The sequence below is a fragment of the Microcystis sp. BLCC-F210 genome (assembly GCF_042134685.1).
Taxonomy (GTDB): domain Bacteria; phylum Cyanobacteriota; class Cyanobacteriia; order Cyanobacteriales; family Microcystaceae; genus Microcystis; species Microcystis aeruginosa_D.
On record NZ_CP169647.1, the window covers coordinates 112,783 to 134,220 of the forward strand.

Consider the following 21,438-nt stretch of genomic DNA (forward strand, 5'->3'; position numbering starts at 1 on the left):
TTAAGGAGGCGGTAAAAACGGCAAATTTCGTCTATGCTATTGTAGGATTTCTTTGCATCAGGTTAATAAATAGGGTTTATGAGAATTAATTTTTCCTTCTGTCAGATCACTCTTGCGATCGCTTTATTTCTCAATCCCTTGCCGGTGATCGTTGCCCAGACTGCCACCTCTGGGGAAATGGTATCACCGACCACGGGCATTAATTACACTCGCCTGAAAAATTTCCTCGCTCAACAAAATTGGCGACAAGCTAACGATGAAACCCGTAATTTAATGCTGAAAGCAACCGGACGGGAATTACAGGGCTGGTTTACCATAGAAGATCTGCAAAAATTGGCCTGTTGGGATCTGCAAAAGATGGATCAACTCTGGAAAGAAGCTTCCGGAGGTCGTTTTAGTTTCAGTACCCAATTTCGTATTTTTACCGAGACAGGTAATCGACCGGGTCGCTTAGTGGCGATCGAAAATTTTCAAACATTTGGCGATCGCATCGGTTGGCGTAAAGATGGTGATTGGATTATTTTTAAAGAAAATCTTAACTATACCCTCAATGCTCCCGTCGGTCATCTACCGGCGCCCCGGGACGAATATCAGATCGCCGGTGGTCGTCTAGAATACACCACCCTCGCCCAAAGATTAGTTACCTGTAATATTGTTAGCTTAGGGCAAGGCAAACAGTGATCACGCGATCAATTCTGTAGAATAAAATTTAAGGAAAAGCTTCTCTCCTCATCTTCTCTTTTTTTCCGATTTACTAGCACTTTTTCTGCCAAAAACCCCTAAATTTAACAATGATTAAACGATCCGTTAACCTATCAAGAGCGATCGGTTCGTCGATCGCCGTTTCCCTAATTGTCGCCGGTTGCGCCCCCCAGGGTCCCCAGGCCACCGGACCAGCGGCTATTCCCGTCAAACTGCAAACCCTCGGCACCGACAAATTAGTGCAAAGTAGCGAATTTGTGGGGACTTTGCTCGCCCAAGAGCGCGTTAGAGTCTCTCCTCAGATTACCGGTCGGATTCAGTCTATTTTCGTTGAATCTGGCGATCAGGTAACTCAGGGACAAAAAATCGCCGAATTGGATCCTGAACAACAACAACAACAGGTAAACGCTGGCATCGGCCAGGTAAATGCGGCCAAAGCGAACCTCAATGGGGCTGAGGCGGATTTAAGGGAAAGACAAGCGCAAGCGGCCGCAAATAAAGCCCAAATAGCTCAAAATCGGGCTAATGTGGCTAATGCCGAAGCCAATGTTAAAAGTCAGATCGCCACGTTGAGCGCCGCCGAAGCTGATTTACAGAGAGCAAGAGCTAATTTAACCTTAGCGGAAAAAGACCTAAAAAGAGCCGAATTTCTGGTCAAACAAGGCGCACAGCCCCAACAGGACTTAGATAATAACCAGCGCAACGTTCAGGCCACCAGGGCGGAAGTAGAGGCCCAGTCTCAAAATCGTGATGCGGCCCGTCAACAGGTGACGGCAGCTAAAGCTACTTTACAGGCAAACAAAGAAGCATTAAGTATCGCCATTCAAAACGAATTAGCGTCACAGCAACAGGTGGCGGCGGCAGCGGCAACAGTGAACAGTCGTCAAGCGGCAGTGGCCAGCGCTGAGGGGCAATTAGGGGCGACCCGTCAGAATTTAGTTTTTAACACTATTACCGCCCCGATTGATGGTTTTGTCGGCGATTTTAATCAAAGAAAAGTCGGCGATATTATCTCCCTGGGTGAAGAATTAACCTCGTTGACTAATAATAAAACTTTGGAACTAAATGTGCAGATTCCCGTAGAATTACAACCGCGTCTGCGCGTCGGGTTGCCCGTGGAAATTATTAATCCCGATGGCAGTCCTGGGGTTCGCGGTCAAGTAACTTTTATTTCTCCCACCGTTTCCCAAGCTACCCAATCGGTTTTAGTGAAATTTGCCTTTACTAATGATGGCAGTCTTCGTAATAACCAATACGTGCGGGCGCGGGTAATTTGGGATCAAAAACCGGGGGTATTAATTCCCACCACGGCAGTGACTAGCATCGGGGCGCAAAATTTTGTTTTTGTGGCCGAAAAAGAAAAGGCTAAAGAAGGTCAAGAAAATGTCAAGGAGCGTTTAGTGGTCAGACAAAAACCAATTCAAGTCGGCACAATTCAAGGACAAGCTTATCAGGTTATTTCTGGAGTAAATGCCGGGGAAAGAATTGCTATTAATAATATTCTTTCTCTCCGAGATGGTACAGCTATAACTGTTAGTCAGCAGTGATTTTTATGAGTAATTCGATTACCGTTCGTCCCCTGTCAGCGCAACTAATTACCGCCGAGAGTTTCCGTCCCTACGGTCAATTAATAACCCCTAGCCATGACGGAAAACCGTTTGATGAAAGCGATGCACAACTGCATTTAAAAAACGGTATGCCACGCTTTTATATTATGCGTTTACAGACTCGTGGACGTAAATTTAAACGAATTACTCGTCATAGTCAATGTACCCAATGTCTTGGTTCTTTGGGGGGACAAGAGTGGTTTTTAGGAGTGGCCCCCCCTAGTCCTCATCCTCAACCAGATGTAGAAAAATTAAAAGTTTTTCGCATCCCTGGCGACTGCTTTATTAAATTAGAGGTGGGAACTTGGCACGCTGGCCCACTTTTTGATCAACCGACAATTGATTTTTATAATCTTGAATTGAGCGATACTAATATTATCGATCATTTTACCTATAATTTTGCCCAAGAGCAGTCAATGGAATTCGAGATTATTGATTAAAACAATTAATTTTTTTTACCTAGGTTTTGCTGAATATTGGTGAAAGCTGACAGGGGGAAAATGTGAGTTCGGTAAAGTTAAAAAAAGGGCAGAAAGTAGAGCAGGTAAGCCTTTTGCCTCTAAATCCAGAAAAGGTTTAATAGGATGATAAGTGTAAGCAATGATACCCCCTAAAAGGTTAACTAGAAAATTCCAGATACTACTTTCAATTGGCACTATTTGTTGATGCCAAGTTAGTAATCGATCTTACTTTTTCCGCTAAGTCTGAAAATGATGACATATAGTCATTTCAGATAATTTATAATACAGTCTAGACCGACAAAATCCTTAAGGAACTCTGGGATTGATATTTCCAATCTGGTAATGATTCGGTAGTAGTGCCGTAGCCCTCTTGCTTACTTGGTATGAATTGTGTAAAATATTTATTGATAAAAATAAATGGAAAACCCAAACGTCAATGTAAAGAATGTGATCAATCCCACTAATAAAACCGTCTCTGACGAAACCAAACAATTAATTGATAAACTCTTACTCGAACGAATTTACTTAGGAGTAATTGCTAGAGTAACTGGAGTGAGTTGGCCATGCTTACAAAACTATGTTAATAATAAATTTAGCCAAGCTCCTCGCCAGGTCAAGGTAACAGACAAACCTAAAGGCAAATTAATCATAGCGCGTGATGAGTTATTCACCCGTTCGGACTTCGACGTAAGACTTCGGACGTTCGGCAATCAGCCAAAAAACTTTGGACTAGTTTACCAGGTATTGACAGACAATATGCGGTTGCTTATACAGACTTTTGGGAGTTCTATAAGACAGTAATTCCCAGTTAATGTCATCGACCCGTCAAGAAAGAAACTGGTCAAACTAATCCTATTGAAAGATTAAATAATACCTTTCGACAAAAGATTTCTCGGCTGGTGAGAGACAGTCTATCTTTCTCTAAAAAAATAGAGAATCATGTTGGGGAACTGTTTGGTATTTTATCCATGACTACAATGCACAGTAAAGCAAAGGATTAAGCCGCCATGACTACCCGAATCACCGCCAGGAATTGTTAGTATAAACTTTGTATTTTTACTCTCACCCACCCTAAAAATTATGGCTAATCAAGAAGATAATCAATTTTCCTGGTCACGGTTGCCGCGATTAGGCAAAATCCTGCTCATTTGTTCAGGTGTTGCCGCTTTAGGCTATCTTCTTATCCCTCGTTCCTCAGAATTGTCCAATATTCCCCTCGAACCCTACAGCGAATTTATCAGTAAAGTGGAACGGGGCGACATCAGTAGGGTCAGAATCGGTAATCAAGTCATCTTTTATCAATTAAAAAATCCTTTAGAATCCCTGTCTATTCCCAATCATCCCCCCGTTAATCCCCCGGGATCAAGTAATCCCTTTTACGGTGATCCTAGTTCTATGGCTACCGAACCAAGCAGTAATCTAGTCCCAGAACGAGTTTTTGCGACAATTCCAGTCGATAACCCCCAATTACCCCAACTATTACAGCAAAAAGGCGTAATCTTCGAGGCGATTCCCGTGGCCGAAAACAGTTGGATCAGCACTCTCCTCGCTTGGGTGGTTCCCCCCTTAATTTTAGTCGCCGCCATGCAGTTTCTGTTCTATCGCAACGATGACACCCGTAAATCGCTGCTTTTTAACAAAAATCTCGCTAAAGTTTACGGAGACGACGAAAAATATCCGATTACCTTCAGTGATGTGGCCGGGGCCGAGGAAGCAAAAACCGAGTTAAAGGAAATTGTCGAATTTCTCAAGGATGCCGAGCGCTTTAATAAAATTGGGGCGCGTATTCCTAAAGGTGTTCTCTTAGTTGGACCGCCGGGGACAGGAAAAACCCTCTTAGCGAAAGCAGTCGCAGGAGAAGCGGGAGTAACTTTTTTTAGCATTTCGGCCTCGGAATTTGTGGAATTATTTGTCGGCACTGGGGCAGCTCGGGTGCGGGATCTATTTGCCCAAGCGAAGAAAAATGCCCCTAGCATTATTTTTATTGATGAATTGGACGCGATCGGTAAATCAAGAAGTTCGGGATCGGGAACTAGCGGCAGCAATGATGAGCGTGAGCAGACTTTAAACCAACTTTTGACAGAAATGGACGGTTTTAGCCCGAAAGAAGCCGTAGTCATCGTTTTAGCCGCCACCAATCGCCCAGAGACTCTTGATGCCGCTTTATTGCGTCCGGGGCGCTTTGATCGTCAAGTTTTGGTGGATCGTCCCGATTTAGCGGGAAGATGGGCAATTTTAGAAATATACGCCCGACGAGTCCAGATGGGTGAAGATGTTAACCTCAAAGCGATCGCTACCCAAACCCCCGGTTTTGCCGGTGCCGATTTAGCCAACCTCGTTAATGAGGCCGCTCTCTTGGCTGCCCGTAATAATCGGGAAAAAGTCAGTCAAATTGATTTTAAAGAAGCGATAGAAAGAGTTATCGCTGGTTTAGAAAAGAAAAGTCGGGTTTTATCGGAAAAAGAAAAGAAAATCGTCGCTTATCACGAGGTCGGTCATGCTTTAGTTGGTGCTGTTATGCCTGGAGGGGGTTGCGTCGAGAAAATTTCCATCGTTCCCCGGGGTTTATCTGCTTTGGGTTATACCCTGAAAATTCCCACGGAAGACCGTTTTTTGATGACAGAAACCGAATTTAAAGAACAAATTACTATGTTATTGGGCGGTCGGGCTGCTGAAGAATTAATCTTTGGCAGTGTCACTAATGGTGCTTCCGATGATTTACAAAGGGCGACGGATATTGCGGAAAGAATGGTGACAATTTATGGTATGAGTAAATCCCTCGGTCCCCTAGCCTACGATAAAACGGGACAGGCTAATTTTTTAGGTAATAATCAGGGTAGTCCCAGGCGTTCGATCGGGGAAAATACGGCCAAAGCGATCGATGAAGAAGTTAAACAAATTATCGACGCTAGTTACCAAAAAGCCCTAGCAATTCTCAGCCATAACCGCAATTTATTAGAGTCGATTGCCACTAATCTTTTGACCACGGAGGTAATCGAGGGAGAAGAATTGCAAGGATTATTAAATCAAGCGCAAATGCTCTAATCAATCCTCATAAATAGGGTCTGCTGAAAAAGTTTTTTGTGGGGACAGGGTGTGGGGAAGTGGGGAAGTGGGGAAGTGGGGAAGTGGGGAGAACAAAGCTGCCTTTTGCATGAGCGCCTTTTGCCTCTCCTCATAACTAGGGTTTGCTGAATAAATAGTCGAGAAGAGCTAACTTAAGGAGGAGACAGAATCAAAGCATTGGAAAATTGATATTTCCCTGCTTTGACGGTTAATTTGCCCTTTTTCCATCCCAAAGAAACGGGAGAGTTATCTCGACTTAAACTGTTATAAAGGGCGAAATTTTTTGACCAATCGTGCTTTTGACCGTTACGAATTAACATCGGCAGTAGATTGATTTGATTATAGGTAAATTGTAAACTCTGTCCTTGACTACCTTTAAATAAAACCTTGCCCTGCTTAATTTGATTTAAATTTACTTGACTTTTTTGCTTAAATATGCCCTTAAAATTCTCATAACTGCCCTGGGTTGCCGCTTCCCCCACTTCCAGAGCAAAACCCGCATAATTGTTACCTGTGGGTAAAGCTTGGTAGGTATTATCATCGGGATAAGGGGAATTAGGAATCTCGATCATTTCAGGAGAAGAAAGATTGATTAATCTCAGAGCTAACCAAGTTTTTTCTAATTGAATAAACCAGATATTATCATCTTTTTCTACCTTGGCGGTTTTCGGTAATTGCCAGAAAAAAGCTTGATCTGCTGGTCGTAACCAGATTAAAAGATTGCGATATTGTCCGATTTCATCCCCGGGATTTTTGCCCGGTTTTACGCCATTTTTACCAGTGTTAGCCACAAAAAAATCCACCCCTTTTTCTTGATTAAAAGCCATTAATTTAAACGGGGCCACATCACCATCGGGAAAAGTTCCCGCCAGACTACCCATTTGATAACTAGCTCCGATAAATTGAGTTTCCCAATAACCCGGACTTTGATTATTGCCCGGTTTCCAGTTTTCATACAGGGGTTTACTGGCGAGAATTTCTACCGGTTTATTAAAGTTTTTTCGGGCTAATTCCATCACTGCTAAAGGAGGACGATAACCACTGGTAATTAGATAAAGAGAGTCCAATTCTGGGCGATTATTGGGGACAGGAGTATCACCAAAGTATAACCAAAAAGTGCGAGCAGAATCCGATCGCATTACCCCATTACTACCACCATAATCGCGTTTTACGGGACCACCCCAACCACCGCGATAATATTTAATACTAGCGGCCATGGATAACCAATCTAAGGTCATTTTTGCCCATTGTTTAACTTCCGTATCTTGAGCAAAATCGTAGAGATTGAGATAGGGAGCAAAGGTGTGACCGTGATAAACTTCTGAATCCCATTCTCCCATCCCGATGTTATATAAAGCTGAAACGTAACGCTTGATTTTACTTTTATAAATTTGACGAGTTGCTTCATTTCCTGTTTCTTCGGCCATAAGATAAACTGATGTTTCGCGCATTGCTCGCAGGTTATCAGTATTGCGACTATCTACCCATAAACCCCGTCTTTTCATACTCCAATCATTACCCGTTCCTTGGCCAGTGCCATGGATAGGGTGGGGCCGTTGTAAAGGGTCGGTTTCTGTCCAAATTTTCGCCGCATTATACATTCTCTGATGATAAACTGGATCGAGATACTTTCCGAAAAGAAAATATTTTCTAATTTGTCCTTTTAGGGTGAAAGAAAAATAATAATCTATATAATCAGTGTGGAACTGTTCTCGTGTTTGTGGGTCATCCTGCTGCAGGAAATCTAGGGCTTTTTGCTGGTTTCCTGCCAAGAAATCAAACATGGCCATGGGGTAGGCTCTTTTCTCGTTTTCTCCCCACAAATTGCCATAACTTTCCCGATTAGCAAAATGGTTAATAACCTGCTTTGCTCTTTGTTGAAATTCTGCCTCTAATTCCGGTGTCCAATCGTTAAGATATTTGGGGTTAACTTCGGCAACAGGAAAGGAAGCGATCGAGTTTTGAGAAACAGAATAGAGGGAGTTAAATCCAATAGTAAATAGGGCAATTATTACCCCTAAAACTAAATATTTAATTCTAGATCCAATCGTCATCTTCAGCAAATTCATCGATGTTTCCTTGATTTTCTGGGGACTGAGGTTGATCCTCTCGATCTAATTGTAAAGGTATTGGTTCAGCGGCGATAATTTCTGGTAATAATTCTTCGGGTTTTTGACCATCTACCTCCACCACGATCATTTCCGTGACGGGAAACCAAAGTATCCGGCCTTGATCATCACAAACCGTCAGCGATCGAGATTTATCTGGAGTCTCAGTTGCGAAGAAATCTCCTAACATTTTGGTGGGTAAAATACTCTTACTTTCACCCCCACTAACTCCTAGGAATATATATTCGTTACCTGTGGTCAAATGTTGAACAATAATCGCCATAGTTAAAAGATTTTAGTCAATTAAATGTACTGATTGATAGTGGACTCTTGAATGAGAGCTTTCAGCCCTAAGCTTTCCACTGATAACTGATAACTGATAACTGATTACTGCTTAACTTGACTGCCGTGACTGCGGGGATCGGTTTGACTAGCACCTACAAGGATATTAAAATCAGAAGTCTCTCCCGTAATGGTGGCATAGGGTAGGGTGGAATTAGTTAAAAGTGCTTCTAAATTAGCAGTTAAAATTGATTTTGGTTGTTCTCCGATCGCTTGGGCAACCGGTTGTCCTTGGTTATTTAAAAAGACAAAATGGGGAATCCCATCCACACGATAACGGAGAATTTCTGGCAACCATTTATTATTATCAACGTTGAGCATGACAAAATTAATGGCATTACCGTATTGTTTTTTAATTTCGGCAATTTCAGGGGCCATCGCCTGACAACTGGTACACCAATTAGCATAAAATTCTGTCAGGGTGGGTTTACCATTGCTGAGGGCAAGATCGAAAGGTGTCGCTTTTTCCGCTTGCGCTTCCAAAGATACGGAACTAACGGTGGTTTGAAACCCCAAGAAAATCGCTACACTAAGGATAACTGCCGTTACTGCCAGCAGCAGATTTCTGGTTTTGTTGGTGGGTGTGGTGGCTGTCATGGATAGTCTCTCAAAAATTATTCCTATCCTATCCTAATGAAAAAACGCGTTACTCTCACTTTTCCCAAAAAAGCCGTCCATATGCCCGTTACCTATCGACTGGCGAAGGATTTTAACGTCGCCGCTAATATTATCCGCGCCCAAGTTGCCCCCAATCAAGTGGGAACATTAGTATTAGAATTATCGGGAGATATCGATGAGTTAGAAGCGGCGATCGAATGGTTACAATTACAAAATATTGGCGTTTCCCAAGTTAGTCGCGAAATCGTCATTGATGAAGAAAAATGCGTTGATTGTGGCTTATGTACGGGAGTTTGTCCCACGGAAGCTTTAACCCTTGATCCCGAAAGTTTTCGTCTCAAGTTTTTGCGCTCCCGTTGTGTGGTTTGTGAACAATGTATCCCCACTTGTCCCGTTGTGGCAATTTCCACAAACTTGTAAAGTAGAAATTATTAAATTAATTTTTTTGCCCATTTAAATAATATCCATCTCTGGAGATTTTAAGCCTTCATTTGTGTCCAACCCGGTTAATCGTCACAAATATCCGGCTCCTTTTCTGCCTAAAGACCCTTTCTCCGATATCATAGTTAAAAAGAGAGCCTTGACTCTGGCCACATCTGTGGGGATTACATACCATTAATCATGGTTTTTTTTGCAAAAAATACAAAAAACTTGACATGACTTCTGCCGTTCCTCGCCTTTCCTATCCTGATAGTCCAATTGCTGATCTTCACAGCCTCTATAACTTTATCCTCAACCCGCAACTGTTAGCCGCAGAAAAGGGAAATCCGTCGATCATCAGTTTTTGTCAAAAAATTTCCCCCCTTGATCCCCTAGAAATTCTCCCTCGGATTGCCCCTAGCTATCCCACCCATTATTATTGGGAAAATCCCGAACGAGAAACCGTTTTTCTCGGCTACGGCATCGCCTTTGCTGCCACTTTCCACGGTAAACAACGTTTTTTAAAAGCTCAAAAATTTATTGAAAACTGTCAACAAAAAATTATTAAAATTGATAACTATAGCGAGATTACCCCTCGCATCTTTTGCAGTTTCACTTTTTTCGACTCGGCAAAAGCTACCCCTTTTCCCTCAGCTAACCTGACCCTGCCTAAGTTTCAAATTATCAAAAAACAGTCGGAATATTTTTTCCTGACTAATCTCTTAATCACCAGCGAAAAAGAAATAGAAAACTCCCTCGAAGAAACTATTAATAACCTCAAAATTATCCAAAATAACTCCAGCAATTACCAACAAAATCCCCGTCAGGATCCCTGTAGTTATTATATTCATCCTACCTATAATTTTCAAGCGGCTGTTGCCGATGCCCTCCAATCGATCCAAGCTCAAAAATTTAGCAAAATTGTCCTCGCTCACGCTCTTGACGTGATTTCTCCCCGTCCTTTTCATCTGGTAAACTGTCTCGATAATTTGCGTCAACGTCATCCCGATTGCTACACTTTTTCCCTCAGCAATGGACGGGGAGATCATTTTATTGGCGCTAGTCCCGAACGCTTGTTAACTGTCCATCAGGGGCAATTAATCACCGATGCTTTAGCGGGATCTGCCCCCCGGGGAGAAAATGCGATCGAAGATGCTCTCTTTGCCAATAAACTCCTCGCTAGTGAAAAAGAACAACGGGAACATCGGGCTGTTAGTGACTTTATTAACCAAAAATTGCGACAAATTGGCTTAAATCCGCAAAATTCCCCCTCTAGATTGTTAAAACTCTCCAATATTCAACATCTCTGGACTCCTATCCATGCCAAACTAAAACCCTCCATCCATCCCCTCGAAATTGTTGCCCAACTACACCCCACTCCTGCTGTTGCTGGGGTTCCCACCGAGATCGCCCTAGCACAAATTCGTCATTATGAAACCTTCGATCGCTCTCTTTATGCCGCTCCTTTGGGTTGGATTGATTGTCAAAATAACAGTGAGTTTATTGTGGGTATTCGTTCGGCATTAATTAAAGGCGATCGAGCGCGATTATATGCCGGTGCGGGTATTGTTGCCGGTTCCGATCCGGAAAAAGAACTAGCAGAAATTCAGCTTAAATTTCAAGCTCTCTTAAAAGCTTTAACTTAAACTGTAGGGTAAGTATGGTTTTCTGAAAAAGTTTGTTGGTGGGTGTGGGGAATTATGAATTATGAATTATGAATTATGAAGTGGGGTGTGGGGTGTAGGGAAAGAAACCTCTTTCATCTCTGGTGGTGAAAATTTTTTCATCGGGACTGACTCCATTGCTATCTGTTAAACTATAGATGAAATATTTTAAATCAGCTTATGAAAGTGGTGCGGCTGGCTTGGGTGTTAACTTTGGCATTGATGATCATGCCGCCGACAACAGTGGCACAAACACTGGAGCAGTTATGGCAACAGGGTGAAACCGCTCAAGCGCAAAAAAAATACCCGGAAGCCGAAAGAATCTGGCGACAAATTATTCAGCTTGATCCTAACAGTGCTGTGGCTTTTAGCAATCTCTGCGCTGCGCTATTCCGTCAAAATAAGTTAGACGAAGCACCGATTTTCTGTCAAAAAGCTCTCGCTCTCGATCCAAAACTTCCAGAAACCTACAACAATCTCGGTAACGTGCTGTATAACCAGAAAAAACTAACGGAAGCCGAGGAAATGTACCGTAGGGCGATCGAGCTTGATGATAAGTATGTCTATGCCTACAACAATCTCGGTATCGTGCTGGCAGACCAGAAAAAACTGACAGAAGCCGAGGAGATGTTCCGTAGGGCGCTCGCTCTTGATGATAAGGATGTCGATGTCTACTACAATCTCGGTATCGTGCTGTATGACCAGAAAAAACTGACGGAAGCGGAGGAAATGTACCGTAGGGCGATCGAGCTTGATGATAAGTATGTCTATGCCTACAACAATCTCGGTATCGTGCTGTATGACCAGAAAAAACTGACGGAAGCCGAGGAAATGTACCGTAGGGCGCTCGCTCTTGATGATAAGTATGTCCATGCCTACAACGGTCTCGGTAACGTGCTGTGGGCCCAGAAAAAACTGACGGAAGCGGAGGAAATGTACCGTAGGGCGCTCGCTCTTGATGATAAGTATGTCTATGCCTACAACGGTCTCGGTGTCGTGCTGAGGGACCAGAAAAAACTGACGGAAGCCGAGGAAATGTACCGTAGGGCGCTCGCTCTTGATGATAAGTATGTCTATGCCTACAACGGTCTCGGTGTCGTGCTGAGGGACCAGAAAAAACTGACGGAAGCCGAGGAAATGTACCGTAGGGCGCTCGCTCTTGATGATAAGTATGTCGATGCCTACAACGGTCTCGGTAACGTGCTGTGGGACCAGAAAAAACTGACGGAAGCGGAGGAAATGTACCGTAGGGCGCTCGCTCTTGATGATAAGTATGTCTATGCCTACAGAAATCTCGGTCTAGTGCTGAGAGACCAGAAAAAACTAACGGAAGCCGAGGAAATGTACCGCAGGGCGCTCGCTCTTGATGATAAGTATGTCGATGCTTACAACGACCTTGGCAACGTGCTGAGAGACCAGAAAAAACTAACGGAAGCCGAGGAAATGTACCGCAGGGCTTTAAGTTTACCCGATGATACCTCTGCCACCCCGACTACCGTTCACACCCTTGCCCATAATAATTTGGGTCTGCTCCTACAGGAACAGGGCAAGCTAGAGGCAGCGATCGCTGAGTTCGAGAAGGCGACGAAAATCGATCCGAAGTTTGAATTTGCCAGCAATAACCTGCAAGAGGCCCGGCGCTTGTTATCCTTGCAGCAACAACCGGAGCAGATCATCGCTTTGAATAATACCGAATATTTACGCCAAGAGGATCCCCTCACCCGGATCAAGCGATCGATCGTTAAAATCAGTGTGGTCTTTACCGGTAACGCCAAGGGGACTGCCTACGGTACGGGTTATGTGGTCAAACGCCGGGGAACAACGGTGTGGATTATCACTAATCGTCATGTGGTGGTCGATCGCGACACGGAACAGAGGGGCGATAATCTGGAAGTGGAACCCTATTACGGCGAAAATCTACCCAACCTCCCGCGCGATCGTGTAGTGGCTAAAATAATTCACATCACCCAACCCCAAGAAAACTTGGATTTAGCTTTGCTGGAAGTCACGGGTTTACCAGACGATATCAGTCCTTTAACCTTTCATCAAGGCGAAATTAACCCACAAACACCGATTTCTATCATCGGACATCCTGAATCAAAAGATTGGTCGAAGTACGAGGCGATTACCATCGGCATTCAGTCTAGTAGCGGCAATTTATTAATCGATGTGAGTCTGGCCGTGGGGGGGTCTGGCAGTCCAGTATTTGATCAGGAAATGCGGGTGATCGGATTGATGTTTAAAACGATTAACGAGTCCCAAATCGATTCTTCCGGTATCGGTTTCGCTTACCCAATCGATCGAGTTCTCCAAAAATTAGCTCAATGGCAGGTGGCTTTACCATGAAAAAATCATTTATTGCCCTCAACTTAACAATTCTTAGTCTTATTTTGGTCTCGTTCTTCCCTATTCAAGCTCAAAACTGTGGGACGGGAAATACTAGATCTAGCAACTATATCCAGAGAGATAATGACAAGCGCTGTGAGGGAATAGCTCCGATCGAGATTGCGGGCAGTTTTAGTCTTATTTCCCTTTCTATCGGCCGGATTCGGGAGATGACTGACTCCCTGAAGTTGGAAGTACCTAGTCGTAATAACCGAGCGCCAAAAGTGATAGTGCGTTCTGTGCCAAAAAATTATCAACTCGATCCCCTCACCTTGCGTCCCCAAGGTTCTCGCTATCAATTTAAATGGTCTAACTATGTTATTGATCGCGAAGATATCGCCCTTGAAAGTCTGCGGGCCACGGCCTCTATCAGTGACGGTAAATTGATCTATTTGCCAGTTATTTTTAATCAGGCAAAAACCTATGATATCGTCCTTTTTGCTAATGTGCGTAGCCAGATCAAAGAATTACAAATCCTCCAGAACAACGAGGTTATCTATGAGACTTCTCGCCCTAACTGGCAACCAAAAGGAGAAATTTTCTTTAGTTGGGATGGTCGTACTTCTGATGGTAAACTGGCTAAGGCGGGATTGTACGAATTGCGAGTCAAAGCTTTATTAGAACAAGATGATGCTCCTCCCAGAAATGCCCCGATTAATATAACTTTTGAACATAATCCCCAGTGGCTAAAATGAAGTCCAAGCATAATTTTAAAAGTTTCTGGCGATTTATCAGGAAAAATCTCAAGTTTTGCACAGTTTTTATAGTTACTCTAGCACTGGTTTTCCTGTCGATTTTTTGGGGAATTATCCCAGTTAAACAAAACTTTGAAGGCAATTTATTGGTAAAAAGCTTTAGTTTTACCTGTCAAGAAAACGAAAGTTTATTGCTCAAAGATGTCTATAATCTTTCCCAAATAGATCTATCGGGACTGAAAAAATTTACCCTCGCTGGCACCTTTAGCAGTCTTGCCGATCCCGAACTGAATAAACGAGAGCGACTAGAAATTGAATCAATCCGGGAAAATAGCACTTTAACAATTACCCCGACGGCGGATTTTATCCTGCAAGAACTCCGTTTACAAAAGGAAACTAGAGTAAAAAATCTCAAATACGCGCCTTTTAATAATCTTTTGGCTTTTAGTTTGCAGCCAAATTCTCAACCAGTAAATTTATCATTTAACCCTAGCAGCACCCCGATTAAAATAACTCTTTCTGGTTATAAAATTGCTAATTTTTCTTTAAAAAAAGAGGATATTCCCCTCGAATTTAATCTCAGCACCACCGAATTTAAATTAGAAATACAACAAGCGATCGATGTTAATTTACAACTTTCTCAAGATCAAGAACAGCCTATTTTTTGGCGCAATATTAAAGTTAATAATGTTAGATTTGAGCGACCGATTATCACCGGTAATAATGTGAGAGATGACTTAGTGGAATCGACAATTATTTCTGGTAATATCCGGATGGCTCAACAGGATCTTAAGCTAGAAGAAAACCAATTCCTGATCGTTGAGAAACCGGGAGTAGAGATATTAAATCAGATAAAAATTATCCGAGAGGATACCAACCAAAACCTCAAACTAAAAACCACGGGGGAAAACTTGCAGATTACCGAGGCATCACAAGGTTTAGAAGTGAGCGTTTCCGGCAATACCAACAGCATCCAAGTGGGGTTAAATCCGCGACTACCGATCGCCCAAATTCAAGGCAGTTTTTTATCCCGTTATCTTGGCAGCGAGGCGATCGTGGCGATAATTTCCTTTTCTGCTGGTTTGATTGTTTCCTTGCTTTCGTGGTTATTCGATAATTTTCCCGCTTCTCCCTAAAAATTACCGTCCCGCTCGCTAAACTGCCAAATTGATAAGATCCTTTGACCTTTCGCCGCCCTATTGAGCAAAACTAGGTATAAACACTTTCTTAAGAATTAACCTATGTCACAATAGATGAGGATAAACCAAATAGTGTGAAATTGTAAACTAGGTATTACTGAATGGAACCGCTTTATCAGTACGCGTGGCTAGTTCCCGTCCTGCCTTTGGTAGGCGCTACCCTAGTCGGCGCGGGCTTAATTTCCTTTAATGAAGTCACCAATCGTCTGCGACAGGTGAATGCTGTATTAATCATTTCTACCCTCGGTGCGTCGATGGTGCTGTCTTTTGCACTGCTGTGGAGTCAAATCAATGGACACGCTCCCTATACCCAAATGATCGATTGGGCATCGGCGGGTAACTTTCACCTGAAAATGGGTTATACGATCGATCATCTCAGCGCTTTAATGTCGGTTATCGTCACCACCGTGGCCTTTTTGGTGATGATTTATACCGATGGTTACATGGCCCACGACCCCGGTTATGTGCGTTTTTACGCCTATCTGAGCATTTTTAGCAGTTCTATGCTCGGTTTGGTCATCAGTCCCAACCTCGTCCAGATCTACGTTTTCTGGGAATTGGTGGGGATGTGTTCCTATCTGCTAGTAGGTTTCTGGTTCACTCGTCCGGCGGCCGCCGAGGCCTGTCAAAAAGCCTTTGTTACCAACCGCGTCGGCGATTTTGGCTTATTACTAGGAATGCTGGGGCTTTTCTGGGCCACCGGTAGCTTCGAGTTTGATATCATGGGTGAACGTCTAGAGGAATTAGTTTCTTCTGGAGCCATTGCCGGCAGTTTAGCGGCATTATTCGCCGTTTTAGTCTTCCTTGGACCCGTGGCCAAATCAGCCCAATTTCCCCTTCATGTCTGGCTACCGGATGCCATGGAAGGTCCGACCCCGATTTCGGCCCTGATTCACGCCGCCACCATGGTGGCCGCTGGAGTTTTCCTGATTGCTCGGATGTATCCCGTTTTTGAGCCAATTCCCACGGCGATGACGGTAATTGCTTGGACGGGGGCCTTTACTGCCTTTCTAGGGGCAAGTATCGCCCTCACCCAGAATGATATCAAAAAGGGTTTAGCCTATTCCACCATCTCCCAATTGGGTTATATGGTTATGGCTATGGGTATCGGCGCTTATAGTGCGGGGTTATTCCACCTGATGACCCACGCTTATTTTAAAGCGATGTTGTTCCTCGGTTCCGGTTCGGTCATCCACGGTATGGAGGATGTGGTGGGTCATGAGCCGGTTTTAGCGCAAGATATGCGGATGATGGGCGGTTTACGCAAGTATATGCCCATTACTGCCCTAACTTTCTTGGTGGGAACTCTGGCCATCTGTGGGATTCCTCCTTTCGCTGGTTTCTGGTCTAAGGATGAAATTCTCGGTTTAGCTTTTGAGGCGAACCCAGCTTTATGGTTAATCGGTTGGGGGACTGCGGGTTTAACAGCTTTTTATATGTTCCGGATGTACTTTAACACTTTTGAAGGGGAGTTTAGAGGCACTAATAAGGAGATTAAACGCCGACTGTTAGCCAACGCGGGCGCGATTCCGGCTTTTGGACCGGGGGCAATGAATGTTAAGCAATTAGACTCGGAAGCGCAGGAAGAAGACAACCACGGCCATCATGCCCATGAACCCCACGAATCGCCAATTACTATGACTTTACCTCTCATGATTTTGGCGGTTCCTTCTTTGTTAATTGGTTTGGTGGGTAAACCTTGGCAGAATTTCTTCGAGGGTTTTATTCATGTTCCTAACGAAGTAGTGGAAGAAGTTCATGCTTTTGATTGGACAGAGTTTCTGATTATGGCGGGTAATTCGGTAGGGATTGCTTTAATCGGGATTACTGTCGCTTCTCTGATGTATCTCCAGAAAAAAATTGACCCCGCAACTATTGCGGAAAAATTCCCCGTTTTGTATCGTTTTTCCCTGAACAAATGGTACATTGATAACCTCTATGATCGGGTTTTTGTTCAGGGTTGTCGTCGTCTCGCACGGCAAATTATGGAAGTGGATTATCGCGTTATCGATGGGGCGGTGAATTTAACCGGTTTAGCTACTCTTGTTAGTGGTGAAGGTCTGAAATACCTCGAAAATGGTCGCGCCCAATTCTACGCTTTAATTGTCTTTGCCGCAGTTTTGGGTTTAGTAATTGTCTATAGTCTGGTGTAGATTTTAATACTTTGACTAAAGATTTTTAGGGGCGCAAAGCCCCTTTTTTCGGCTTTAAGTCCCCCTTTTTAAGAAAGATTTAGGGGTATCAAACTCTTATAATCAGATTTGGGAAAAGCGATCGCTTTTGATATACTCTTTAAAAATAGATGATAATTGAAATCGGTTTTGATCCCTTTGAATTAAATAACATTGTTCCAAGGATTGTAAACCATTGATTAAATCACTGGCAGATAAATCTAGGTTATTTTATAATCATATATTGTCCTAAGCGATCGCTTTTCCTATCGGCTGCATTAACAAAGTATAGTGGGTCTGACAGTATTTCTCCTAATTTAGACTGCCCATCGGAAATAATAGTACAAATGCTCGGACTAGCAATTCTGGCACTCCCGTGCAGTCCTAACGAGTAATCTGGATAGTCAGCAGTCCATTCTGGTCATTTCCTTGTCACCTCGTCAGAGCAAGAGCAAAGCACGGACAGAAGCGAAGTTTGACCCAATGATTAGCTAATGGTATCGATAAACATCTTCAATGCTGCTTTTGAGAAGGAGACGGGTTGCTAAAGCCTCTATAATAAGTAGCCATAGAGATGCCGACAACTTCCCTTGTCGATAGCGAATAAGGAGAAAAAAAACCCAGTGTTTGTCCTCAAAGGTTACGAGTATTTTCTAGGATTTCTGCTCGCTTGCAGTTTAGTACCAATCCTATCCCTAACTGCCTCCAAAGTCCTGCGGCCTAGTGGTGGCGGTCCAGAAAGACGCACCACCTATGAATCGGGGATGGAACCGATCGGTGGTGCTTGGATTCAGTTTAACATTCGTTATTATATGTTTGCCCTCGTTTTCGTGGTTTTTGACGTGGAAACCGTCTTTCTCTACCCTTGGGCAGTAGCTTTCAATCAATTGGGCCTATTAGCTTTTGTAGAAGCACTGATCTTTATTGCTATCCTTGTGGTTGCTCTCGTCTATGCTTGGCGGAAAGGAGCCTTAGAATGGTCATAACGGCCATAATTTTCCTTATTTTTGACTTTTCATGAGAGGATAACCCGATGAGTCCCAACCCTACCAGCGAATTTAAGCAAATTATCGAACAACAAAGCGAAAAAATCCTTAATCCCATCGAACGCACCAAAGTTACTCAGGATTTATCGGAAAATGTCATTCTTACCACCGTTGATGACCTGTATAACTGGGCGCGTTTGTCAAGTCTTTGGCCGATGCTATACGGTACAGCCTGCTGTTTTATCGAGTTCGCAGCCTTGATTGGTTCCCGTTTTGATTTCGATCGCTTTGGTTTAGTTCCCCGTTCTAGTCCCCGGCAAGCTGATTTAATCATCACTGCCGGTACAGTTACCATGAAAATGGCCCCCGCTTTGGTGCGTCTGTACGAAGAAATGCCGGAACCTAAATATGTGATCGCCATGGGGGCCTGTACGATTACGGGGGGAATGTTCAGCAGTGACTCCACCACCGCAGTTAGAGGGGTAGATAAGCTTATCCCCGTGGATGTCTATATACCCGGTTGTCCCCCCCGTCCGGAAGCGATTATCGACGCGATTATTAAACTGCGGAAAAAAGTCGCTAACGAATCCATTCAAGAACGTGGGACTGTCCTCCAGCAAACCAATCGTTATTACAGCACCACCCACAAAATGCAGCCCACAGAACCGATTCTTACGGGTAAATATCTGCAATCGGCCACCCGTCAAGCACCTCCGAAAGAGTTACTAGAAGCCACTGGTATGCCTGTTCCCCCCGCTCTTTTGACCACGAAACAAAAGGAAGAAATCTAAATGACTGAAGAAACGACAGCTATTGTGCAAGCTGGCCCCACTTCGATTTGGTTAAGCGAAAATGGTTTTGAGCATCAAGCTTTAGAAGCTGACCATAGTGGTGTGGAATTGATTAAAGTAGAACCAGACTTTTTAATTCCTCTGGCCACTGCTTTATACGCTTATGGTTTTAATTATCTCCAATGTCAGGGCGCTTACGATTTGGGACCGGGGAAAGAATTAGTTAGTTTCTATCATCTGGTCAAAGTAGCCGATAATGTCGATAGTCCCGTGGAAGTTCGCTTAAAAGTCTTTCTTCCTCGAGATAATCCCCGGGTTGCTTCGGTTTACTGGATTTGGAAAGCTGCTGACTGGCAAGAACGAGAAAGTTATGATATGTTCGGCATTATTTATGAAGGACATCCCCACCTGAAACGGATTTTAATGCCAGAAGATTGGGTCGGTTGGCCCCTACGCAAAGACTACGTTTCTCCCGAATTCTACGAACTACAGGACGCTTACTAAGTCGAAAAACTAATCACTAATATCGGGTTAGAAGATATTTCTACCCCGATTTTTTTGAGATTTAGGGACAAGATAAACTATTGAGTATTTAGTCGAATAAATCTACATTTCGTAGCCAAATTTATTGGCATCTACTTCTTGTAAATTAATGTCGATTAAACCGTATTCTGACCAGCGTTGGGAAACCTTGACCACCATGGCCGAATCCGACTCCAAAGGTTCCCCCCACTCGTGGTCAGTTTCGGGATACATTTTTGTCGTGGCATCAATTCCCATTCTCCCCCCCAAACCGACCTTTTCGCTGGCAAAATCGAGGCTATCAAAGGGGGTTTCCGGGAGAATAAACACATCGCGAACCGGATCCACTTTAGAACTAATTGCCCAAACCACTTGCCGGGGGTCGCGAATATTAATCTCCTTATCCACGACGATGACAAATTTAGTATAGGTGAACTGGGGTAAGGCACTCCAAAAAGCTAAGGCCGCTCGCCGCGCTTGCCCTGGATAAGCTTTATCAATGGAGATAATCGCCGCTTTATAGCTTAAAGCTTCCATCGGTAGGAAAAAATCCCTTATTTCCGACACCTGTTGCCGCAAAATCGGCGTATAAATACGATTAAGAGCGATGGCCATCATCGCTTCTTCCTTAGGAGGACGACCGCTAAAAGTGGTCAAATAAATGGGGTCACGACGATGGGTCATGCAGTGGAAATGAATCAGGGGTGAATCTTCCACACCGCCATAGTAACCCATGTGATCACCAAAAGGACCGTCTGGCAATACCTCTCCGGGGGTAATTGTTCCTTCGAGGACGATTTCTGAGTCGGCCGGCACTTCCAAATCGAGGGTTTTACATTTGGCTAACTGTACCCCAGAACCTCCGTACAATCCCGCAAACAGCCATTCTGAGAGATCTACGGGGATAGGAGTGGCAGCGGCCATGATAATCAGAGGATCGACCCCTAAAGCGATGGCTATTTCTAATTTTTTGCCCATTTGCGCCGCTTTTCGCAGGTGACGCGCCCCACCGCGCACGGATAACCAGTGAACGGTCATGGTATTGTGAGACTGTAGCTGTAATCGATAGACACCGACGTTAGGGGTTCCCGTTTCGCAATCTTTAGTAATTACTAGCCCTAGGGTGATAATCTGGCCTGCATCGCCCGGATAGGGGCGAATCATCGGAATTTTCTTTAAATCTACTTCATTCCCCTCTAAAATCACCTGTTGACAGGCAGGAAAAAAGTTACGGCTGGGTTTGGCTTTCAGGACATCAAACAACACTTTACCAAAATCGATCGCTTGGGAGAGTTTTTTCGGCGGTTTCGGTTGTTGCAACAGGGCGAGTTTTTTGCCTAAATCTTCCAATTCTTCGGGTTTATTCAGGTTCATCGCCCAACAGATGCGTTCTACCGTTCCCATCAGGTTAATAGCGACGGGAAACTCGGCCCCCTGCACGTTTTCAAACAGTAGGGCCGGTCCCCCCACCTGCAGCATCCGATTAGCGATCTCGGCAATTTCTAAATCGGCAGAGACCGATGCACTAATGCGGCGTAATTGGCCACGATCTTCTAAAAGCTTAATAAATCCTCGTAAGTCTCTCGCCATGATGAAGAAATGTAAATAAATCCCTGTCTCTATTATCTCTTAGGGCGGCAGTTTCGGTGGGGGATAGTCACCGTTTTGAGAGTTGGAGGCGATTCTCGTCTAGAATTAAGT

17 protein-coding genes and 1 pseudogene are annotated in these 21,438 nt (G+C 43.9%); 14 read left to right on the forward strand and 4 right to left on the reverse strand.

The window, feature by feature from the left end; genetic code table 11:
- Positions 1 to 78: 78 nt before the first annotated feature.
- The 5 genes and pseudogenes from ACE3JL_RS00575 (at position 79) to ftsH (ending at position 5,815) form a co-directional block, all read left to right on the forward strand.
- Positions 79 to 681 (forward strand): GUN4 domain-containing protein, encoded by a 603-nt coding sequence (locus tag ACE3JL_RS00575; protein ID WP_375328613.1) that lies wholly within the window; start codon positions 79 to 81, stop codon positions 679 to 681.
- A gap of 110 nt (positions 682 to 791) precedes the next feature.
- The gene (locus ACE3JL_RS00580; protein ID WP_375328614.1) at positions 792 to 2,249 is read left to right on the forward strand and encodes an efflux RND transporter periplasmic adaptor subunit; all 1,458 of its coding nucleotides are present in this window, start codon (positions 792 to 794) and stop codon (positions 2,247 to 2,249) included.
- Between the two features lie 5 nt (positions 2,250 to 2,254).
- On the forward strand, positions 2,255 to 2,749 hold the full coding sequence (locus tag ACE3JL_RS00585; protein WP_375328615.1) for an ureidoglycolate lyase: 495 nt from the start codon (positions 2,255 to 2,257) through the stop codon (positions 2,747 to 2,749).
- Positions 2,750 to 3,217: 468 nt separating this feature from the next.
- A pseudogene (locus tag ACE3JL_RS00590) lies at positions 3,218 to 3,758 on the forward strand (IS1 family transposase); the annotation flags it as partial.
- Between the two features lie 92 nt (positions 3,759 to 3,850).
- Positions 3,851 to 5,815 carry an ATP-dependent zinc metalloprotease FtsH gene (gene ftsH / locus ACE3JL_RS00595; RefSeq protein ID WP_375328616.1) on the forward strand — a complete coding sequence of 655 codons (1,965 nt, stop codon included), beginning with the start codon at positions 3,851 to 3,853 and terminating at the stop codon, positions 5,813 to 5,815.
- A gap of 173 nt (positions 5,816 to 5,988) precedes the next feature.
- Here the strand turns inward: ftsH and ACE3JL_RS00600 are convergent, their stop codons facing one another.
- The 3 genes from ACE3JL_RS00600 to ACE3JL_RS00610 all read right to left on the reverse strand — a co-directional run bounded on the left by ACE3JL_RS00600 (position 5,989) and on the right by ACE3JL_RS00610 (position 8,883).
- The gene (locus ACE3JL_RS00600) at positions 5,989 to 7,905 is read right to left on the reverse strand and encodes a hypothetical protein (RefSeq protein WP_375328617.1); all 1,917 of its coding nucleotides are present in this window, start codon (positions 7,903 to 7,905) and stop codon (positions 5,989 to 5,991) included.
- Positions 7,874 to 8,227 (reverse strand): hypothetical protein, encoded by a 354-nt coding sequence (locus ACE3JL_RS00605; protein WP_375328618.1) that lies wholly within the window; start codon positions 8,225 to 8,227, stop codon positions 7,874 to 7,876. The genes ACE3JL_RS00600 and ACE3JL_RS00605 overlap by 32 nt, the downstream gene beginning before the upstream one ends.
- Before the next feature lie 104 nt (positions 8,228 to 8,331).
- The gene (locus ACE3JL_RS00610; protein ID WP_375328619.1) at positions 8,332 to 8,883 is read right to left on the reverse strand and encodes a thioredoxin family protein; all 552 of its coding nucleotides are present in this window, start codon (positions 8,881 to 8,883) and stop codon (positions 8,332 to 8,334) included.
- 36 nt (positions 8,884 to 8,919) lie between these two features.
- Here ACE3JL_RS00610 and ACE3JL_RS00615 point away from each other — a divergent pair, with 36 nt between their 5' ends.
- The 9 genes from ACE3JL_RS00615 to ACE3JL_RS00655 all read left to right on the forward strand — a co-directional run bounded on the left by ACE3JL_RS00615 (position 8,920) and on the right by ACE3JL_RS00655 (position 19,719).
- Complete coding sequence (locus ACE3JL_RS00615) at positions 8,920 to 9,324, forward strand: NIL domain-containing protein (RefSeq protein WP_002739790.1); 405 nt, start codon at positions 8,920 to 8,922, stop codon at positions 9,322 to 9,324.
- A 236-nt stretch (positions 9,325 to 9,560) separates the two neighbouring features.
- Complete coding sequence (locus ACE3JL_RS00620) at positions 9,561 to 10,970, forward strand: isochorismate synthase MenF (RefSeq protein WP_375328620.1); 1,410 nt, start codon at positions 9,561 to 9,563, stop codon at positions 10,968 to 10,970.
- A gap of 198 nt (positions 10,971 to 11,168) precedes the next feature.
- On the forward strand, positions 11,169 to 13,334 hold the full coding sequence (locus ACE3JL_RS00625; RefSeq protein ID WP_375328621.1) for a tetratricopeptide repeat protein: 2,166 nt from the start codon (positions 11,169 to 11,171) through the stop codon (positions 13,332 to 13,334).
- Positions 13,331 to 14,068, forward strand: a complete 738-nt coding sequence (locus ACE3JL_RS00630) for a FlgD immunoglobulin-like domain containing protein (RefSeq protein WP_375328622.1) — start codon at positions 13,331 to 13,333, stop codon at positions 14,066 to 14,068. Before ACE3JL_RS00625 ends, ACE3JL_RS00630 begins: the two co-directional genes overlap by 4 nt.
- Positions 14,065 to 15,204, forward strand: coding sequence for a hypothetical protein (locus ACE3JL_RS00635; RefSeq protein ID WP_375329558.1), 1,140 nt, complete (start codon positions 14,065 to 14,067; stop codon positions 15,202 to 15,204). Before ACE3JL_RS00630 ends, ACE3JL_RS00635 begins: the two co-directional genes overlap by 4 nt.
- Before the next feature lie 164 nt (positions 15,205 to 15,368).
- Positions 15,369 to 17,420, forward strand: coding sequence for an NAD(P)H-quinone oxidoreductase subunit 5 (locus ACE3JL_RS00640; protein ID WP_375328623.1), 2,052 nt, complete (start codon positions 15,369 to 15,371; stop codon positions 17,418 to 17,420).
- A 641-nt stretch (positions 17,421 to 18,061) separates the two neighbouring features.
- On the forward strand, positions 18,062 to 18,424 hold the full coding sequence (ndhC, locus tag ACE3JL_RS00645; protein WP_002739390.1) for a photosynthetic/respiratory NAD(P)H-quinone oxidoreductase subunit C: 363 nt from the start codon (positions 18,062 to 18,064) through the stop codon (positions 18,422 to 18,424).
- A 47-nt stretch (positions 18,425 to 18,471) separates the two neighbouring features.
- On the forward strand, positions 18,472 to 19,215 hold the full coding sequence (ndhK, locus tag ACE3JL_RS00650; protein WP_271991212.1) for a photosynthetic/respiratory NAD(P)H-quinone oxidoreductase subunit K: 744 nt from the start codon (positions 18,472 to 18,474) through the stop codon (positions 19,213 to 19,215).
- Positions 19,216 to 19,719, forward strand: coding sequence for an NAD(P)H-quinone oxidoreductase subunit J (locus tag ACE3JL_RS00655; RefSeq protein ID WP_271991209.1), 504 nt, complete (start codon positions 19,216 to 19,218; stop codon positions 19,717 to 19,719).
- 102 nt (positions 19,720 to 19,821) lie between these two features.
- Here ACE3JL_RS00655 and ACE3JL_RS00660 read toward each other — a convergent pair whose 3' ends face one another.
- Positions 19,822 to 21,327 (reverse strand): UbiD family decarboxylase, encoded by a 1,506-nt coding sequence (locus ACE3JL_RS00660; RefSeq protein WP_271991206.1) that lies wholly within the window; start codon positions 21,325 to 21,327, stop codon positions 19,822 to 19,824.
- Positions 21,328 to 21,438 lie beyond the last annotated feature (111 nt).

Bases quoted from the DNA above. Each gene is read 5' to 3' on its own strand.
- ACE3JL_RS00575 (WP_375328613.1), top strand. From the start codon at position 79: ATGAGAATTAATTTTTCCTTCTGTCAGATCACTCTTGCGATCGCTTTA.
- ACE3JL_RS00580 (WP_375328614.1), top strand. From the start codon at position 792: ATGATTAAACGATCCGTTAACCTATCAAGAGCGATCGGTTCGTCGATC.
- ACE3JL_RS00585 (WP_375328615.1), top strand. From the start codon at position 2,255: ATGAGTAATTCGATTACCGTTCGTCCCCTGTCAGCGCAACTAATTACC.
- ftsH (WP_375328616.1), top strand. From the start codon at position 3,851: ATGGCTAATCAAGAAGATAATCAATTTTCCTGGTCACGGTTGCCGCGA.
- ACE3JL_RS00600 (WP_375328617.1), bottom strand. From the start codon at position 7,905: ATGAATTTGCTGAAGATGACGATTGGATCTAGAATTAAATATTTAGTT.
- ACE3JL_RS00605 (WP_375328618.1), bottom strand. From the start codon at position 8,227: ATGGCGATTATTGTTCAACATTTGACCACAGGTAACGAATATATATTC.
- ACE3JL_RS00610 (WP_375328619.1), bottom strand. From the start codon at position 8,883: ATGACAGCCACCACACCCACCAACAAAACCAGAAATCTGCTGCTGGCA.
- ACE3JL_RS00615 (WP_002739790.1), top strand. From the start codon at position 8,920: ATGAAAAAACGCGTTACTCTCACTTTTCCCAAAAAAGCCGTCCATATG.
- ACE3JL_RS00620 (WP_375328620.1), top strand. From the start codon at position 9,561: ATGACTTCTGCCGTTCCTCGCCTTTCCTATCCTGATAGTCCAATTGCT.
- ACE3JL_RS00625 (WP_375328621.1), top strand. From the start codon at position 11,169: ATGAAAGTGGTGCGGCTGGCTTGGGTGTTAACTTTGGCATTGATGATC.
- ACE3JL_RS00630 (WP_375328622.1), top strand. From the start codon at position 13,331: ATGAAAAAATCATTTATTGCCCTCAACTTAACAATTCTTAGTCTTATT.
- ACE3JL_RS00635 (WP_375329558.1), top strand. From the start codon at position 14,065: ATGAAGTCCAAGCATAATTTTAAAAGTTTCTGGCGATTTATCAGGAAA.
- ACE3JL_RS00640 (WP_375328623.1), top strand. From the start codon at position 15,369: ATGGAACCGCTTTATCAGTACGCGTGGCTAGTTCCCGTCCTGCCTTTG.
- ndhK (WP_271991212.1), top strand. From the start codon at position 18,472: ATGAGTCCCAACCCTACCAGCGAATTTAAGCAAATTATCGAACAACAA.
- ACE3JL_RS00655 (WP_271991209.1), top strand. From the start codon at position 19,216: ATGACTGAAGAAACGACAGCTATTGTGCAAGCTGGCCCCACTTCGATT.
- ACE3JL_RS00660 (WP_271991206.1), bottom strand. From the start codon at position 21,327: ATGGCGAGAGACTTACGAGGATTTATTAAGCTTTTAGAAGATCGTGGC.